Annotated in this window: 13 protein-coding genes and 1 pseudogene; 3 read left to right on the top strand and 11 right to left on the bottom strand. The window is 39.4% G+C overall.

Annotation, left to right across the window (positions count from 1 at the left end; all coding sequences use genetic code 11):
- The 5 genes from PAN07_RS01530 to PAN07_RS01510 form a co-directional block, all read right to left on the bottom strand.
- Positions 1–501, bottom strand: a complete 501-nt coding sequence (locus tag PAN07_RS01530; RefSeq protein WP_269796782.1) for a hypothetical protein — start codon at positions 499–501, stop codon at positions 1–3.
- Between the two features lie 114 nt (positions 502–615).
- Positions 616–1,242 (bottom strand): NAD(P)H-dependent oxidoreductase, encoded by a 627-nt coding sequence (locus tag PAN07_RS01525; RefSeq protein WP_269796781.1) that lies wholly within the window; start codon positions 1,240–1,242, stop codon positions 616–618.
- A gap of 92 nt (positions 1,243–1,334) precedes the next feature.
- A complete protein-coding gene (locus PAN07_RS01520) occupies positions 1,335–1,832 on the bottom strand; it encodes a GNAT family N-acetyltransferase (RefSeq protein WP_269796780.1) in 498 nt (165 codons plus the stop codon).
- A gap of 14 nt (positions 1,833–1,846) precedes the next feature.
- Complete coding sequence (gene uvrB / locus PAN07_RS01515) at positions 1,847–3,835, bottom strand: excinuclease ABC subunit UvrB (RefSeq protein WP_269796779.1); 1,989 nt, start codon at positions 3,833–3,835, stop codon at positions 1,847–1,849.
- Complete coding sequence (locus PAN07_RS01510) at positions 3,825–4,451, bottom strand: hypothetical protein (protein ID WP_269796778.1); 627 nt, start codon at positions 4,449–4,451, stop codon at positions 3,825–3,827. Before PAN07_RS01510 ends, uvrB begins: the two co-directional genes overlap by 11 nt.
- Before the next feature lie 255 nt (positions 4,452–4,706).
- Here PAN07_RS01510 and PAN07_RS01505 point away from each other — a divergent pair.
- The 3 genes and pseudogenes from PAN07_RS01505 to zwf form a co-directional block, all read left to right on the top strand.
- Positions 4,707–6,074: pseudogene (locus tag PAN07_RS01505) on the top strand (amino acid ABC transporter substrate-binding protein/permease); the annotation flags it as partial.
- Positions 6,074–6,814 (top strand): amino acid ABC transporter ATP-binding protein, encoded by a 741-nt coding sequence (locus PAN07_RS01500; protein WP_269796776.1) that lies wholly within the window; start codon positions 6,074–6,076, stop codon positions 6,812–6,814. The pseudogene PAN07_RS01505 and the gene PAN07_RS01500, both read left to right, overlap by 1 nt.
- 147 nt (positions 6,815–6,961) lie before the next feature.
- A complete protein-coding gene (zwf, locus tag PAN07_RS01495; protein WP_269796775.1) occupies positions 6,962–8,449 on the top strand; it encodes a glucose-6-phosphate dehydrogenase in 1,488 nt (495 codons plus the stop codon).
- 33 nt (positions 8,450–8,482) lie between these two features.
- On the opposite strand, the gene ftsY is transcribed toward zwf, so the two are convergent.
- The 6 genes from ftsY to rnc form a co-directional block, all read right to left on the bottom strand.
- Positions 8,483–9,853: a signal recognition particle-docking protein FtsY gene (gene ftsY, locus PAN07_RS01490; RefSeq protein ID WP_269796774.1), complete on the bottom strand. Its 1,371-nt coding sequence runs from the start codon at positions 9,851–9,853 to the stop codon at positions 8,483–8,485.
- A 3-nt stretch (positions 9,854–9,856) separates the two neighbouring features.
- Positions 9,857–10,675, bottom strand: coding sequence for a Cof-type HAD-IIB family hydrolase (locus PAN07_RS01485; RefSeq protein WP_269796773.1), 819 nt, complete (start codon positions 10,673–10,675; stop codon positions 9,857–9,859).
- Positions 10,675–11,466, bottom strand: coding sequence for an HAD family hydrolase (locus tag PAN07_RS01480; RefSeq protein WP_269796772.1), 792 nt, complete (start codon positions 11,464–11,466; stop codon positions 10,675–10,677). Before PAN07_RS01480 ends, PAN07_RS01485 begins: the two co-directional genes overlap by 1 nt.
- A 150-nt stretch (positions 11,467–11,616) precedes the next feature.
- Positions 11,617–12,276 (bottom strand): trimeric intracellular cation channel family protein, encoded by a 660-nt coding sequence (locus PAN07_RS01475; protein WP_269796771.1) that lies wholly within the window; start codon positions 12,274–12,276, stop codon positions 11,617–11,619.
- A gap of 88 nt (positions 12,277–12,364) precedes the next feature.
- Positions 12,365–15,904: a chromosome segregation protein SMC gene (smc, locus tag PAN07_RS01470; RefSeq protein WP_269796770.1), complete on the bottom strand. Its 3,540-nt coding sequence runs from the start codon at positions 15,902–15,904 to the stop codon at positions 12,365–12,367.
- The gene (gene rnc / locus PAN07_RS01465) at positions 15,895–16,593 is read right to left on the bottom strand and encodes a ribonuclease III (protein ID WP_269796769.1); all 699 of its coding nucleotides are present in this window, start codon (positions 16,591–16,593) and stop codon (positions 15,895–15,897) included. Before rnc ends, smc begins: the two co-directional genes overlap by 10 nt.
- Positions 16,594–16,601: the final 8 nt, after the last annotated feature.

Below are 16,601 nucleotides of genomic sequence, written 5' to 3'. Positions count from 1 at the left end.
TTAACTCCTTTTCTTTTCAATATATTTCATTACTAGAGTTAAAATAGATGCCAAACTGAAAAAGATCAGATAAGTTGCAATAGGAAACCAGATGTAGCGGTGATCTAGGGATAAGAGAGAAGGTAAAATCCCTTTACTATTTTTCCCACCAACTCCTAAAAATAGATGAACTATTAAACCGATACTATTAAGATATATAAATAATTCTGCATATCTTTTTATTGTCATCCTTGCCCCAGACAAGTCTAGAAACCAATAGTCAAATAATCGATATACCAGACAAAAAAGATTTATATATAGCGGAAAACTATAGTTGATATCTCTGTATGGTGAAGGAATAGGAAGACTTTCAAAAATTAGATTCAAACTTAGTCCTATTGCTAGGATAAGAGCGAGAATCAAGAAGAATCCTAAAAATTTATGAGAATCTAGCCAGAGCTGAAAACTTTCTCTCCTTGATAGATTCTTTTTTGTATTTGAATTTCTTTTATTCTTTTTCATTTGAGTGGATTTTCTCCATTAGCTTCTTACCCTTTTTTCAAATCGGTCTAGTTGTCTGTCTTTCTCTTTACCTTGTACTATTTCTTAATTATTTGTGTCTCTTAGAATCTTGTTTCAAGATAGTTTCTTCACTTCTTCTGCTACCTTTTTGAGATGCTGTTCCCGCATGCTAGCGGTATTCACATCGCGGCCGACTTCTCCTAAGATGCAGACGCGCTTGGTTTTAATCCCACAGTGGTTCAAGACGGCATTTTTCAAAACAGAGATACCATAACTATCAGGAATGTTGAGAGGGCCTGAAAAAATCTTGTACCACCAAGTAGGCGCCATGGAGGTCGCATAAATACTGGCCGTTTTTCCTTTGAGCAACTTCTTAAATTGCTTGCCTCTGAGGTAATTCCAGATGAAGCTTCCTTGATCATTGGCCGGGTAGGCAATTCCAGGTGTAAAGACACGATCAATCCAACCTTTCATGAGGCTCGGCATACTACTCCACCAGATTGGATAAACAAAGATGAAATAATCTGCCCATTGGATCAATTCCTGAGAACGAAGGATAAACAAATCTTCCTCCATCCGCTTTCGATAGCCATAACGTAAAACAGGATCAAAGTTCTCTTCATTAAGGTTGATAACTTCAATATCATGGTGCCTTGAGTCAATATTATCTACAATGGTTTGAAAAATAGCCTGACAGTAACTTTCCTTATCAGGGTGCCCATTAATGACTAGAATTTTCATTCATCTTCTCCTTCATCTTTGTTTCATTCTTTCTATTTCACTTTTTATACTTGATTAGTTGATAATGGTTCAAAGATTGATAGATAGGTCCTTTAGGAATTTTTATTTGAAGAACACATCATCCGCAATTCCTTAACAGGTTTTCCAAGTTCAAGTATTTTTTCTTGGCCATCAAAAGTAAAACCCATTTTTTGATAGAAAGCAATGGCTCGCTTATTATCTTTCAATACCCATAAATAAATTTCAGAGAAATGATCGAGAACGGCAAATGCAGCATGCATTAACTGTTTACTTACACCTTTTCCATAGTAATCTTTTAAAACATATAAGGCTATGATTTCACCAGCTTGAATGACCTCATCACGAAAATTTCCATAGCTGATAAATCCAACGACCTGCTTTCCATCCATAGCAATCAAGGTATTTTCTGGATATTTTTGACTAAAGAATCGACATCTTTCTAATGTCATCGTCTCCTGAAATTCCGCGGGTAAAAGATCGTCATAAGCCTCTCTCCACGTTTGCCAGTGAACGAGGGACTTACCTTCTATCTCTTCAGGACTTTCCATTGTTTTAATGATAATCTTCATTCGCTTTATCCTATCTAATCCAAGGCCTTAACTTCCAACATCATATCACGTATTTGCGCTGCCAACTCAAAGTCAAGCACTTCGACAGCTTCTTGCATTTGTTTTTCCAGTTTCTTGACAAGTTCTTTTCGTTCTTGTTTGTTAAGGCTATTGATATCGACTTCCTTGTCCTCTTCTTTAGCAACTACCTTGGTTACAGAAATCAGGTCACGGATTTCCTTCTTGATGGTTTGGGGAACAATACCATGCTCTTCATTATAGGCCATTTGGATCTTACGACGACGAGCCGTTTCATCGATGGCTTTTTGCATAGATTGAGTCATAGTATCAGCATACATAATAACATGACCTTCACTATTACGGGCTGCACGTCCAATGGTCTGAATAAGACCACGTTCGTTTCGGAGGAAGCCTTCCTTGTCAGCATCGAGTATAGCAACTAGACTCACCTCTGGGACGTCAATCCCTTCACGGAGCAGGTTAATTCCGACCAAGACATCAAAGACTCCCAATCGTAAATCTCGGATAATCTCAGTCCGTTCCAAGGTCTTGATATCCGAGTGCATGTACTTGACTTTGATCCCCATTTCCTTGAAGTAATCCGTCAAATCTTCTGCCATTTTCTTGGTCAAGGTAGTAATAAAGGTACGCTCGTTCTTTTCAACACGAGCATTGATTTCACCTAAGAGGTCATCAATTTGCCCCATAGTTGGGCGCACTTCCACTTCTGGATCCAAAAGACCAGTCGGACGAATGATTTGCTCAATAACGGTATCAGTCTGCTCGTATTCATAATCTCCAGGTGTTGCTGATACATAGACAATCTGGTGAACATGGCTTTCAAACTCTTCACGACGAAGGGGACGGTTGTCTAAGGCAGAAGGTAAACGGAAACCATAATTAACCAACATTTCCTTACGAGAACGGTCTCCATTATACATCCCCTTGATTTGTCCCATGGTCATGTGGCTCTCATCAATCATAATCAGGAAATCATCTGGGAAGAAATCAAGAAGTGTATAAGGAGGTTCTCCCTCACTTCGTCCATCCATGTGACGCGAGTAGTTTTCGACACCATTGGTATAACCCATCTCACATAGCATCTCAATATCATACTCTGTACGCTGTTTCAAACGCTGAGCTTCAAGGAGCTTACCTTCCTTTTCAAAGATAGCTAACTGCTCCTCCAACTCGGCCTGGATTTTAGCAATGGCGACTTCCATGTGGTCATCATTGGTCACAAAGTGAGTAGCTGGGAAAATCGCCAAATGATCCACTTCGCCCAGAACTTGACCAGTCAAAGCTTCGACTTCACGAATACGATCAATTTCATCTCCGAAGAACTCAACACGAAAGGCATGCTCATCACGAGAGGCTGGGAAAATCTCCACCACATCCCCACGTACACGGAATCTTCCACGCTGAAAATCAATGTCATTGCGTTCGAACTGAATGTCCACCAAATCATTTAGCAGTTTATCTCGAGAAATCTCAAGACCCGGACGCAAACTTACCACGCTATCAGCGTATTCTTTAGGAGATCCCAAACCATAGATACAAGACACAGATGCCACAATGATCACATCATTACGCTCCAACAAAGCTGATGTTGCTGAGTGGCGAAGTTTATCAATTTCATCATTGACTGAACTGTCTTTTTCTATATAAGTATCGCTTGAAGGCACATAAGCTTCTGGCTGGTAATAATCATAGTAGGATACGAAGTACTCAACCGCATTTTCAGGGAAAAATTCTTTGAACTCCCCATAGAGCTGACCCGCTAGGGTTTTATTGTGAGCGATGACCAGGGTTGGCTTATTAACTTGAGCAATGACCTGGCTCATGGTATAGGTCTTCCCCGTACCAGTCGCTCCCATCAGGATTTGGGCCTTTTCTCCACCCTCGATGTTATCTACCAACTGCTCGATGGCCTGCGGTTGGTCCCCAGACGGTTGATATTTCGATACTAGTTTAAATTTGTTATTTACTTTTCTATCTATCATGACCGTTCCTTTCGTTTATATAGTCATTCATTTCCTGGTCTGAGAAAACCTCTCCTCTATCCACGGGAATTCGTATGATTTGGTTCTTTGCAACATATTTTCTCTTCTTTGGCAACTGAAAACCAAGTTTTTTATCGAATTTGATCGCCGTCTCACTATCTTTGAATAGTATCATCAGAACCCGGTATCTTTTATTATCACCCAATTCAAATTGGGGGTATAAAAAGTATTCAATTCGCTTCAAATAATAAAGAAAAGAGGAAGAGCGCTTAATATCGGCTATGGGACTTGACCAATCTTTCATGACAAGGTCGATATCAGATAAGGGGATTTCAAACGTTTTTCGGCCAAAAAGTTTTCCATAATAGGTGAAGGTCTGCTCATCTACTTCTATTAATTTCTTTGTTTTACTAAAATTCATCATACCATCTACCGCATAAATACAGAAATATAGCGGAAGCAGAAGAAGGAAAAGGACAAAGAGTTTACCAAAATTATCCTCATACAAAGAATCATTTAAAAGGGAAGAAATAATCAACCACAATGGAACGAGAGAAAAAAACAGGCCCAATGCAATTTGAACTTTAAGCAAGCTTCTGTCAAACTTAACAATCATCTTTTTCCCCTTTCTAAGTACTCCTTCTATTTTACCATAAAAAGAAGATACTTTCTGATTCTCTTTCTTCTACCGCTCTTCTATTTATGTTATATTTTCTGACATTAAAATATAAAATATTTGCCGTTTTTCAACTTTTTTGATATAATTTGAAAACATCTTGAAAGGAGACATCACATGAAGAAAAAAATTCTAGCTTGTTTGCTAATTTTATTTCCTATTCTTTCACTAGGAATAGCAAAAGCTGACACAGAAAAAACCAAGTATGTTATCGCCAGTGACTCATCTTTTGCGCCATTTGTTTTCCAGGATTCGAGCAACCAATACACTGGTATCGATATGGATCTAATCAAAGCAATCGCTGAAGACCAAGGTTTTGAAATCGAGATTACCAATCCAGGTTTTGATGCTGCTATTAACGCAGTCCAATCTGGACAAGCAGACGGTATCATTGCAGGTATGTCAGTTACGGATGCTCGTAAAGAAACTTTTGATTTCTCTGATTCTTACTATACTGCAAACACCATTCTCGGTGTGAAAGAATCAAGTGCCATTTCTTCTTATGAAGATTTAAACGGCAAGACTGTAGGTGTGAAAAATGGTACTGCTTCACAAACCTTCCTAACAGAGAATCAAAGCAAGTACGGTTACAAGATTAAAACATTTTCAGATGCTGCATCTATGTATGATAGTTTAAATACCGGTTCAATTGATGCCGTTATGGATGACGAACCTGTTATTAAATATTCTATCAGTCAAGGACAAAAGTTAAAAACACCAATCGCTGGTACTCCAATTGGTGAAACTGCCTTTGCTGTTAAAAAAGGAAGCAATCCAGAATTGCTAGAGAAATTTAACAAAGGGCTTGCAAACCTTAAGGCAAACGGAGAATTCCAAAGAATCCTTGATAAGTATCTAGCTAGTGATTCTACTACGACAACTTCAACCGCTGATGAGACAACTATTTGGGGCTTGTTGAAAAACAACTACAAACAACTTCTCAGCGGACTTGGAATTACTCTCTCATTAGCACTTATCTCATTTATAATTGCGATTTTCATCGGAATTATCTTTGGTATGTTTAGCGTGAGTCCTTATAAACCTCTTCGCCTTATTGCAGAAATTTTTGTTGACGTTATCCGTGGTATTCCATTGATGATTCTCGCAGCCTTCATTTTCTGGGGAATTCCTAACTTTATCGAATCCCTCACAGGTCAACAAAGTCCAATCAACGACTTTGTCGCTGGTACAATCGCCCTCTCCCTAAACTCAGCAGCCTACATCGCTGAAATTGTTCGTGGTGGTATCAAGGCCGTTCCTGTCGGGCAAATGGAAGCTAGTCGAAGTCTGGGTATTTCATATGGAAAAACCATGCGTAAGATTGTCTTGCCTCAAGCAACCAAACTTATGCTTCCAAACTTCGTTAACCAATTTGTTATCGCTCTTAAAGATACAACGATCGTATCTGCAATCGGTTTGGTTGAACTATTCCAAACTGGTAAGATTATCATTGCTCGTAACTACCAAAGTTTCAAAATGTATGCAATTCTCGCAGTCTTTTACCTTGTGATTATCACTCTTCTAACTAGACTAGCAAAACGCTTAGAAAAGAGGATTCAATAATGGCAAAATTAAAAATTGATGTTCATAATTTACATAAACAATATGGAAAAAACAAAGTTCTTAAAGGAATCTCTGTAAAATTCTACGAAGGGGATGTTGTTTGTATCATCGGTCCTTCTGGGTCAGGTAAGTCAACTTTCTTGCGTAGCTTGAATCTCCTTGAGGAAGGTACAAAAGGTCATATCACAGTTAATGGTTATGATTTGACTGACAAAGCAACCAACGTGGACCATGTTCGTGAAAATGTCGGAATGGTGTTCCAGCACTTCAATCTCTTTCCACATATGACTGTCTTGGAAAATATCACTTTTGCTCCTATCGAGCATAAGTTATTAACCAAACCAGAAGCTGAAAAATTGGGGATGGAACTTCTTGAAAAAGTTGGACTTGCTGATAAGGCTAATGCTAATCCTGAAAGCCTATCAGGTGGTCAAAAACAACGTGTGGCTATCGCTCGCGGTTTGGCTATGAATCCAGATATCATGCTCTTTGATGAACCAACTTCCGCACTTGACCCTGAGATGGTCGGCGACGTTCTTAACGTTATGAAAGAATTGGCTGAACAAGGTATGACCATGATCATCGTAACCCATGAAATGGGATTTGCTCGTAAGGTTGCCAATCGAGTTATCTTTACAGCAGACGGTGAATTCCTAGAAGATGGTACACCTGATCAAATCTTTGATAACCCACAACACCCTCGTCTAAAAGAATTTTTAGACAAGGTTCTCAACGCTTAAAAAACTGCAAGATTTACCTTGCAGTTTTTTTCTTACTTATATTGGAATTTTGGATTTTTTAGAAAATTATGATAAAATAAAGGGTATAAAATGGGGATTCCTCATGCCTAGAATATCTAGGAAAGTAAATAGAAATTAGGTAGCTGGATGTCATCAAAAGTTATTGTTACAATTTTCGGTGCTAGTGGAGACTTGGCTAAACGCAAGCTCTACCCTTCACTTTTTAGACTTTACAAATCAGGTAATCTATCTGATCATTTTGCTGTTATTGGAACTGCTCGTAGACCTTGGAGTAAGGAATATTTCGAATCTGTTGTTGTCGAATCTATTTTGGACTTGGCAGATAGCGCAGAAGAAGCTCAAGCATTTGCTAGTCATTTTTACTACCAAAGTCACGATGTTAATGACACTGAGCACTATATCGAATTACGTAAGCTTCAGGCTGAATTAAACGAAAAATATCAGACTGAGCACAACAAGCTCTTCTTCCTCTCAATGGCACCTCAGTTCTTTGGAACTATTGCTAAACATCTCAAGTCAGAGCAAATCGTTGATGGTAAGGGCTTTGAACGTTTGATTGTTGAGAAACCTTTTGGAACAGACTATGAGACTGCAAGCAAACTAAACGAAGAACTCCTTGCTACTTTTAACGAAGAGCAAATCTATCGTATTGACCACTATCTCGGTAAGGAAATGATTCAGAGCATTTTTGCCATTCGCTTTGCCAATATGATTTTTGAAAATGTTTGGAATCGTGAGCACATCGATAATGTTCAGATTACCTTTGCAGAACGTCTAGGTGTTGAAGAGCGTGGCGGCTACTATGATGAGTCTGGTGCCCTTCGAGATATGGTCCAAAACCATACCCTCCAACTTCTGTCACTCCTTGCTATGGACAAGCCTGCAAGCTTTACAAAGGGTGACATTCGCGCAGAGAAAATCAAGGTCTTCAAGAACCTTTACCACCCTACAGATGAGGAACTCAAAGAACAATTCATCCGTGGTCAATATCGTTCTGGTAAAGTTGATGGCATGAAATATATTTCATACCGTAGCGAACCAAATGTCAACCCAGAATCAATGACAGAAACCTTCGCTTCAGGTGCCTTCTTTGTAGATACCGACCGCTTCCGTGATGTACCTTTCTTCTTCCGTACAGGTAAACGAATGACTGAAAAAGGAACACACGTGAACATTGTCTTCAAACAAATGGATTCTATTTTCGGAGAACCACTAGCACCGAATGTGCTTACAATCTACATCCAACCAACTGAAGGATTCTCTCTTAGCCTTAACGGTAAAGAAGTTGGAGAAGAGTTCAAACTTGCACCTAATTCGCTTGACTATAGAACCGATGCTACTGCAACAGGAGCTTCACCAGACCCATATGAAAAACTAATCTACGATGTTTTGAATAACGATTCAACTAACTTTAGCCATTGGGAAGAAGTTAGCGCTTCTTGGGAATTGATTGACCGTATAGAGAAGCTGTGGGCTGAAAACGGTGCTCCACTTCATGACTACAAGGCTGGTAGCATGGGACCTCAAGCTAGCTTTGATTTACTTAAAAAATACGGGGCCAAATGGACATGGCAACCTGATATCGCCTATCGTGAAGATGGTCGACTAGAATAAAAAAAATCCTGCAAGCATTCTTGCAGGATTTTTTTATATTAGACCTTCTAAAAGTCCCTTCATAAAGTTTTCTGAGTTGAACTCACCAATATCGTCAATCTTTTCACCAAAACCAATTAACTTAACAGGAATATTGAGTTCTTCACGGATAGCAAGGACAACCCCACCTCGAGCAGTCCCGTCTATTTTTGTTAAGACAATCCCTGTAAGAGGAGTAATTTTTGAAAACTCTTTTGCTTGTACAAGAGCATTTTGACCAGTTGAAGCATCCAGAGCTAGGAAGGTTTCATGAGGTGCTTCTGGTAAAACACGTTTAATGATACGGCCAATTTTTTCCAACTCTGCCATCAAGTTTTCTTTGTTTTGCAAACGTCCAGCTGTATCAATCATCAAAATATCAATACCTTCTGCTACCGCACGTTCCATCCCATCAAAGACAACACTGGCTGGATCAGCTTTCTCAGGTCCAGTAACCACTGGAACATCGACACGGCGCCCCCATTCAGCTAATTGGGCAACCGCACCTGCACGGAAGGTATCCGCAGCAACTAGCATAACTTTCTTCCCAGCTTGTTTGTAACGGTGAGCAAGCTTACCAATAGATGTTGTTTTCCCGACACCATTAACACCTACAAAGAGCATGACAGTCAACCCATCTTGGAAATTAATGCTTTCGTTGTAGTTGCCATCCTTTTCATAGAGCTCCACCAATTTTTCGATGATAACACGACGAAGGGCTTCAGGTTTCTTGGCATTTTCAAGCTTGGCTTCATAACGCAATTCTTCCGTTAGATTTGAAGCTACCTGAACACCAACGTCACTCATGATTAAAAGTTCTTCTAGTTCTTCAAAGAATTCTTCATCAACTGAGCGGAAATTTGCAAAGAAGGCATTCAAACGAGCCCCAAATCCCGTACGTGTTTTCTTGAGACTGCGGTCATATTTTTCCTGTACAGTCTCTTGAACTTGAGGAGTTTCTTCGATTACTAGGTCTTCTTCCACTTCCTCAGTGATTTCCGGCTCTGTTTCGTTTGATTGAGCTTGAACGATTTCTTCCTCATCACTATCATTTGAAGGGATTTCTCTGACAGGAGTCGATTCCACTTGAGGACTTTCTACCTCTTCAACTTGGTTTAGTTCCTCTTGAGGAATTTCAACTTCATCAAGATGTTCAATAGTAGCTTCTTCTACAACCTCTACTTCAGGTGAGTCTTCATTTGTTTCTTCCTGAGGTTCTGCAGGTAAGATAACTTCTTCTGGTTCTGTCACTACAGCATTTTCAGATTCCAATGCCTCGTTTTGCTCGTTATCGTCTGATAAGTCAATGTTTTCTAATGCTTCTTTGACGACATCTTCAATTTTTGGTTCTTCTATTTTCCCAAATAAACGGTCAAATAATCCCATACTTTAATTCTCCTTCAGTACATATTTTTCAATAGCCCATGCGACGGCTTCCTCGTCGTTGGTCATAGGTGTTACCACGTTTGCAACTGCTTTGACTTCAGGAACAGCATTTTGCATGGCAACACCGAGACCTGCCCACTCAATCATAGAAAGATCATTGGCTTCATCTCCACAAGCCATGACTTGAGTTCGATCAATTCCTAAATGCTCAATTAACTTAGCTAATCCTATCGCCTTATGAACATTTTTTGGTGACCACTCTAGCAAAAGTTCACGTGATTTAAAAATCTCATATTGGTCGTATAATTCAGGAGAAATATGTTTAATAGCTGCATCCAATGGTTCTTGAGGAAAGGCTGTAACACACTTATTGTAAGTAATCTGACTAGACAAATCTTCAAAGGCGGTTGGAATGAAGGTTAAAGCCGGATTAAACTGATCGTATAAACTTTCTTCGTCTGATTGAATCTGATAAACGATGCCTTCAGAAATAGCATCTAAGGGAATATTTAGTTTTTCAGTTTCTTCGTAAATACGACTCACATCATCAATGGAAAAGACTGTCTTATCAAGGATTTCGCCCGTATTTTTCTGAACCAATCCGCCATTAAAAGTAATAGTATACTCATCCTCATGACCATCTGTTCCAAGTTCTTTGAGGAAGAAATCCATAGCCTTTAGGGGACGTCCAGTTGTTAGAACTACCTTGACTCCTTGTTCACGCGCAGCTTTCAAAGTTGCCTTGGTACGTTCTGTCAATTTTTTGTCTGTCGTCAGCAAGGTTCCATCCAAGTCTAGGGCAATTAATTTAATTTCTGCCATTACAATTCCTCCATATAAGCGATAACTGATTGGTCTTTGTGGTGTCCAATAACTGTTTCAGCTAGTTCTAAAATCTCTGGACGTGCATTTTCAGGTGCGACCGGATGTCCTACAACCTGCATCATGTGAAGGTCATTGAGATTGTCACCGAAGGCTATCACTTGATCCATATCTAGATTTAATTTTTTCGCTAGCTCTACAATTGCTACTCCCTTGTCAACATAGTCTAGAACAATATCGATAGATTCAAAACCAGTAGTCATAGCCTTAACACCAGGAACATGTTCATTAACCCAAGCTTCACCAGCTTCTACTGTCTCTTCTGTAAAGTTGGTTGTGAATTTGAAAATCTCATCGGTGATATTTTCTAGACTAGCTACCTTTTGGATGTTTTCATTGTAATGACGACTAAACATGAGATAGGTTTCATCAACCGTATCTAGAACATAGCATGCTTTTTTACCAGTTAAGAGCATTTTTCTTTCATCAAAATAGGGTGAAGTCTTTAGCTTTTCAAATGTTGACAAGTAAAAATCGCGTGGCATGGTTGCTTCATAGAGGTCTTGTCCATGAAAACGAACGAGACTCCCATTTTCGGCGATAAAAATAATCTCATCTTTGACATCTGCAAAATGTTTTTCAAGTGATAAGAGACCACGACCTGATGCGACAGCAAAATAGATACCTCTCTCTTTGTATGATGAGAGGAGAGCTTTTAAACGCTCCATATCAAATTGACCGGCTTCATCTAGAAAAGTCCCATCCATATCAGTTGCGACTAGTTTAATCATAAATACGTACATTCTCCAGTTATAAATCTATCTTCTATTATACCATAGAAAAAGTAAATAGCGCCTAATCCATATGAGATTAGACGCCTGATAAAACTAGTTATTTACAAAATATGTGTCAATCGAACGATTGAAGTTTTCTACCATCAATCAATTCCAAGTCTTTTTATCCATATTTGGTAAGGACAGTCCGAATCGAATAATACACATGCGAATTACAAATCCAATAATCAAAAGAAGAATGAATACAGTAATTCTTGGGAAATGGAGAACAAAGGTTAACCAGTAATAAACTGCACCAATCACAAAGGATAAGAGGGCATAGATGTCTTCCTTTAGAACACTTGGGACTTCATTAGTCAAGAGGTCTCGGATAATTCCACCACCAGCACCTGTTAAACAGGCTAAAATCCCAGCAGACATCAAATTCAGTTTACTATCAGCTAAGGCTGTCACCCCAATAAGAGAGAAGATAATTAAACCGATAGAATCAAAGATGAGATAAGCTTCCCTCAACCACTTGTAGAATTTTTTATCTTGACTAGCATTGGCTTGTTTGGATGTCACAAAGACATACATAATAACAGCTACAAGAATTGCTACATAAATCGGGCTAGGCTCTGCTAAAGAGGCAGGAAAGCGACTGATAATGGAATCTCTTAAAATTCCTCCACCTACAGCAGTCACGATAGCCAACAAACTGATTCCAAAAATATCTAATCGTTTACTAAACCCTTTAATGGCTCCTGACGCCGCAAAGGCTATCGTACCGATATAGTTACAAACCATTAGAAATAAGTCAAAATCCATAGAATCTCCTCGTTGATGTATGTTAGCCTTCTCCTATATTGAAGGCGCTTAGAAATCTTATTGTCAGATATGATTACATGAATTTTGACTAGGCATCCATATTATCAATATCTTTTAGTTTAACAGAAACAATCTTAGAAACACCAGATTCCTGCATGGTTACCCCATAAATAGAGTCTGCGGCTGCCATGGTTCCCTTACGATGGGTAACAACGATAAACTGGCTGTCCTTATCAAATCGATTGAGATAATCACCAAAACGTTTAACGTTTGCCTCATCAAGTGCGGCCTCTACCTCATCCAAGATAACAAATGGAATGGTCTTAACACGGATGATTGAGAAAAGCAAAGCTAGAGCTGACAAAGCCTTCTCTCCACCACTCATGAGGTTGAGAGATTGGATTTTCTTACCTGGTGGTTGCACAGAGATTTCGACACCTGCTGTCAATAAATCTCCTTCTGTCAGGATTAGGTCTGCTTGACCACCACCAAACATCTGCTTAAAGGTCACTTTAAAGGACTCCCGAATGGCTTCGAATGTTGACTTAAAGCGTTCTTTCACTTCATCGTTCATTTCTGTAATGGTCTCAAGAAGTAAGTTTTTAGCAGAAAGAATGTCATCTCGCTGACTATTCAAGAATTCCAAACGTTCGTGTACTCCGTCAAACTGTTCAATGGCATCCAAATTGACCGGACCAAGTGAACGAATGGATTTTTCCAAATCCTTAACTTTTTGTTCAGCGATTGCCAAATCTTCTAACGGATTGGCTTGCTCTATAGCTTCCGTATAGCTAATCTGATATTCCTCTGTCAGCTGGCCTTGAAGATAACGAAGACGATCTGTAATCTTCTCTTTAGCCGCTTCCGCACGTGTTTGCTTACGAATCAATTCTTCATTTTGCTGGCGAGCTTGTTCTAAATGACTGGCAATATCATCCAATTGGCCTTCAATGTCATCCAGTTCAAACTGCTTACGAATCAATCCTTGTTGAATTTCTTCCTTTTGACTCTTGGCTTCTTCTTCCTGCTTGGTCAAAAGTTCCGTATCAACCTTTTCAAGATTGTCTACCTTTTCTTGCAAAAGACGTTCAATCTCTTCTTGCTCTATATCAAGATATTCAAGCTCTTTGTTAATACGCTCAATATCGGCAACTTCATAACGTTTTCGCCCTATCATTTCTGTTTTGAGCAGACGCTCTTGGGAAATTTTTTCCTGCAAGTTTTGGTAGCGTTCCTGAATAGCATTTTTATTGGACTTGATTTCTTCGATTTCAGATTCCAGCTTTTGCTTTTCAGTCGCAATAACTGCAAGACGTTCTTGGCATTTTTCTTTTTCAGTTTGCCAATCTCCACCTCTGAGATTGTTTAATTCTTTTTCCTGAAGTTCTAAAAGTGTTTCGAGTTCTTCGACCTGCTGGCTAGTTTGTTGATAGGCCAGATATAAACCTTGCTCTTCTATACGAGCTTGCTCCCCTTGGAACTTAATAGTCTCCAAAGTTTGACTGAGAGTATTCAAGGCTTCTTGAACTGACTTCAGATTTTCTTCTTCTTGACGAAGAAGTTTTTCTTCTTGAGCGATTTCTTTTTGCAACTGCTCCAATTCAGGCTTGATGAAAATACTGTTATTTTGACGATTAGCACCACCAGCATAAGAACCACCAGTTCGTAGTTCTGTACCATCTAGCGTTACCATCCGAACTTGATAGCGCACCTTGCGAGCTGCATCACGCGCATGCTCGATTGTATCAAAGATAGCTGTCGTAGCTAGCAGGTTTTTAAAGATGGCTTCAAGCTTGGCATCAAAGGTAACCAGTTCATCTGCCATACCAAGAAAACCTGGACTTGAGGCAATCACATCTTGATTCTGACCAGAAATACCACGAGCCTTAATGGTTGTCAAAGGTAGGAAAGTCGCACGACCAGATCGATTTCTTTTAAGGAAGTCGATAGCTTTAGTCGCTGCCTGTTCATTTTCAACGATGATGTGTTGGCTACTTGCACCAAGCGCAATTTCAAGAGCTGTCTGATAACGAACATCAAAGGTTAAATGTTCACTGACTGCTCCGATAATACCACCCAAGCGATTTTTTTCTTGTAGAACACTCTTAACACCTGCATAGAAATTACTATGGTTTTTAAGAATGTTTTCCAGACTTTGTGCCTTGGCCTGTTTGTTTTTCAGGCTATCCAAACGGTCAAAAAGTTGATTTTGTTGATGTTGATAAACCTGTTTTTGTGCTTCTTCTTCTTTGGCACTTGTTTGATAGTCAGCAAGTAAGCTTTGTACTTCTTGTTTAGCTGATTTAAGAGCACTTTCTTGCTCACTAGCCTTGGACTTGGCAGAAGCCAATTGTTCCTTCAAGGATTCTAATTGTTCTTCTTGCTTTTGAGTCTGTTGGCGACTATTTTCAAGGTCATTTTCAATCCTTGTCAGTTGGTTAGAGACATCCGCTTCTTCCTGTAAGAAAGCCACGAAACGTTCACGTAATTGCTCAATCATTTGATCTGGATCATCAGAAAAAGCTAATAATTCTGCTTCTAAACGATTGAGTTCCTTGGTATTGACTGCTAGATTTGCTTCTAACTGACTAAGATTTGCTTCTTTTTCTTCCTTCTCTTGAATGAGAGCATTTCTCTTTTCATCCAAACTAGCTAAACGTGCTTGAGCTTCTTGTTGATTGAGAGCGACTTGTTCTGTTTCCAGTTTTGACAAGGCTAACTTACGCTCTAATTCACTGATTAGACCAGTCAAATCCATCAGTGTGGACTGGTCTTTTGACATTTCAGCTTGCAAATCATGACGTTTCTTTTTAAGTGTTTGATTTTCTTCTTCTAACTCTTCACGTTTCTGATAGTAGCTCGTCAAAAGTTCTTGAACTTGGTTTAATTCTTCTTCTGTTAGACCCAATTCAGCTTTACTTGCTTGAATTTGTGCAACCAAAACGTCCAAGTAAATCGCCTTACGCTGACCATCTAATTCTATAAATTTACGAGCTGTTGCCGCTTGCTTTTCTAAGGGCTTGATTTGATTATCTAGCTCATAAATGATATCTTCCAAGCGGTCTAGATTGTCTTGTGTTTGTTGGAGTTTGCTTTCCGTCTCTTTGCGACGAGTCTTATACTTCAAGACTCCGGCAGCTTCTTCAAAGATAGCCCGACGTTCTTCAGGTTTAGAATTAAAAATTTCTTCGACCTTCCCTTGGGAAATAATAGAGAAGGAATCGCGCCCAAGCCCAGTATCTAAGAAGAGATCATGTATATCACGAAGACGGACTTTTTTGCCGTCAATCTTGTACTCGCTATCTCCTGTACGATAGATATGACGCTCTACCTTAATTTCCTGACCTGCATCTTTGATGAAGCCATCTTGGTTATCTAGGGTAACAACCACAGAAGCATAGTTTAAAGGTTTTCTACTTTCTGTTCCTGCAAAGATAACATCAGGCATCTTCCCACCACGTAAACTTTTTACACTAGATTCACCTAGTGCCCAACGCAGACTTTCCGTGATGTTTGATTTTCCAGAACCATTGGGTCCTACAACTGCTGTTACTCCTTGGTCAAAAACAACCTTGGTTTTGTCAGCAAAGGACTTAAATCCCTGAATCTCAATTTCCTTTAAATACATGAATCCAGCCCTTCCTCAACTGCATTTTTAGCGGCTTCTTGTTCGGCCAATTTTTTTGAACGTCCTTGACCAGTACCTAGACTCTTCCCTTCGACAAGAACTTCCACCTCAAACATCTTATCATGTGCAGGTCCATTTTCCGAAATCACCTGATAACGGATATCAACGTCCCCATTTACTTGAAGCAATTCCTGGAGGTGAGTCTTGTAGTCTTTAATCATTTCAAAATCACCAGCCTCAACCTTCGGTATCATGACCTGGTAGATAAACTCTTTTACCGTAAGTAGATCCTTATCTAAAAGGAGGGCACCCAAAAAGGCTTCAAAGGCATCTCCCAAGATGGTATCACGATTGCGGCCACCTGATTTTTCCTCTCCCTTACCAAGTTTGATAAATTGATCAAACTGGCAATCACGGGCAAAACCAGCCAAACTTTCTTCACGGACGATCATAGCACGGAGTTTAGATAGATCACCTTCTGGTTTTTTAGGATATCTCTTGTACAGATATTCTGAAATCAATAATTGCAGAACAGCGTCTCCTAAAAATTCCAAGCGTTCATTGTGTGAAATTTTTAAGAGGCGGTGCTCATTAGCATAACTAGTGTGAGTAAAAGCTGTTTCAAGTAACTGTTTATCTGAAAAAACAAGCCCAAAACGTTGTTCTAACACGTTTTCTAATTCTCTCATAAGAACCT

Source organism: Streptococcus sp. SM5, assembly GCF_027497975.1.
The sequence above is the reverse complement of the archived record's forward strand: the minus strand, read 5'-3'. Positions and strand labels throughout refer to the sequence as shown.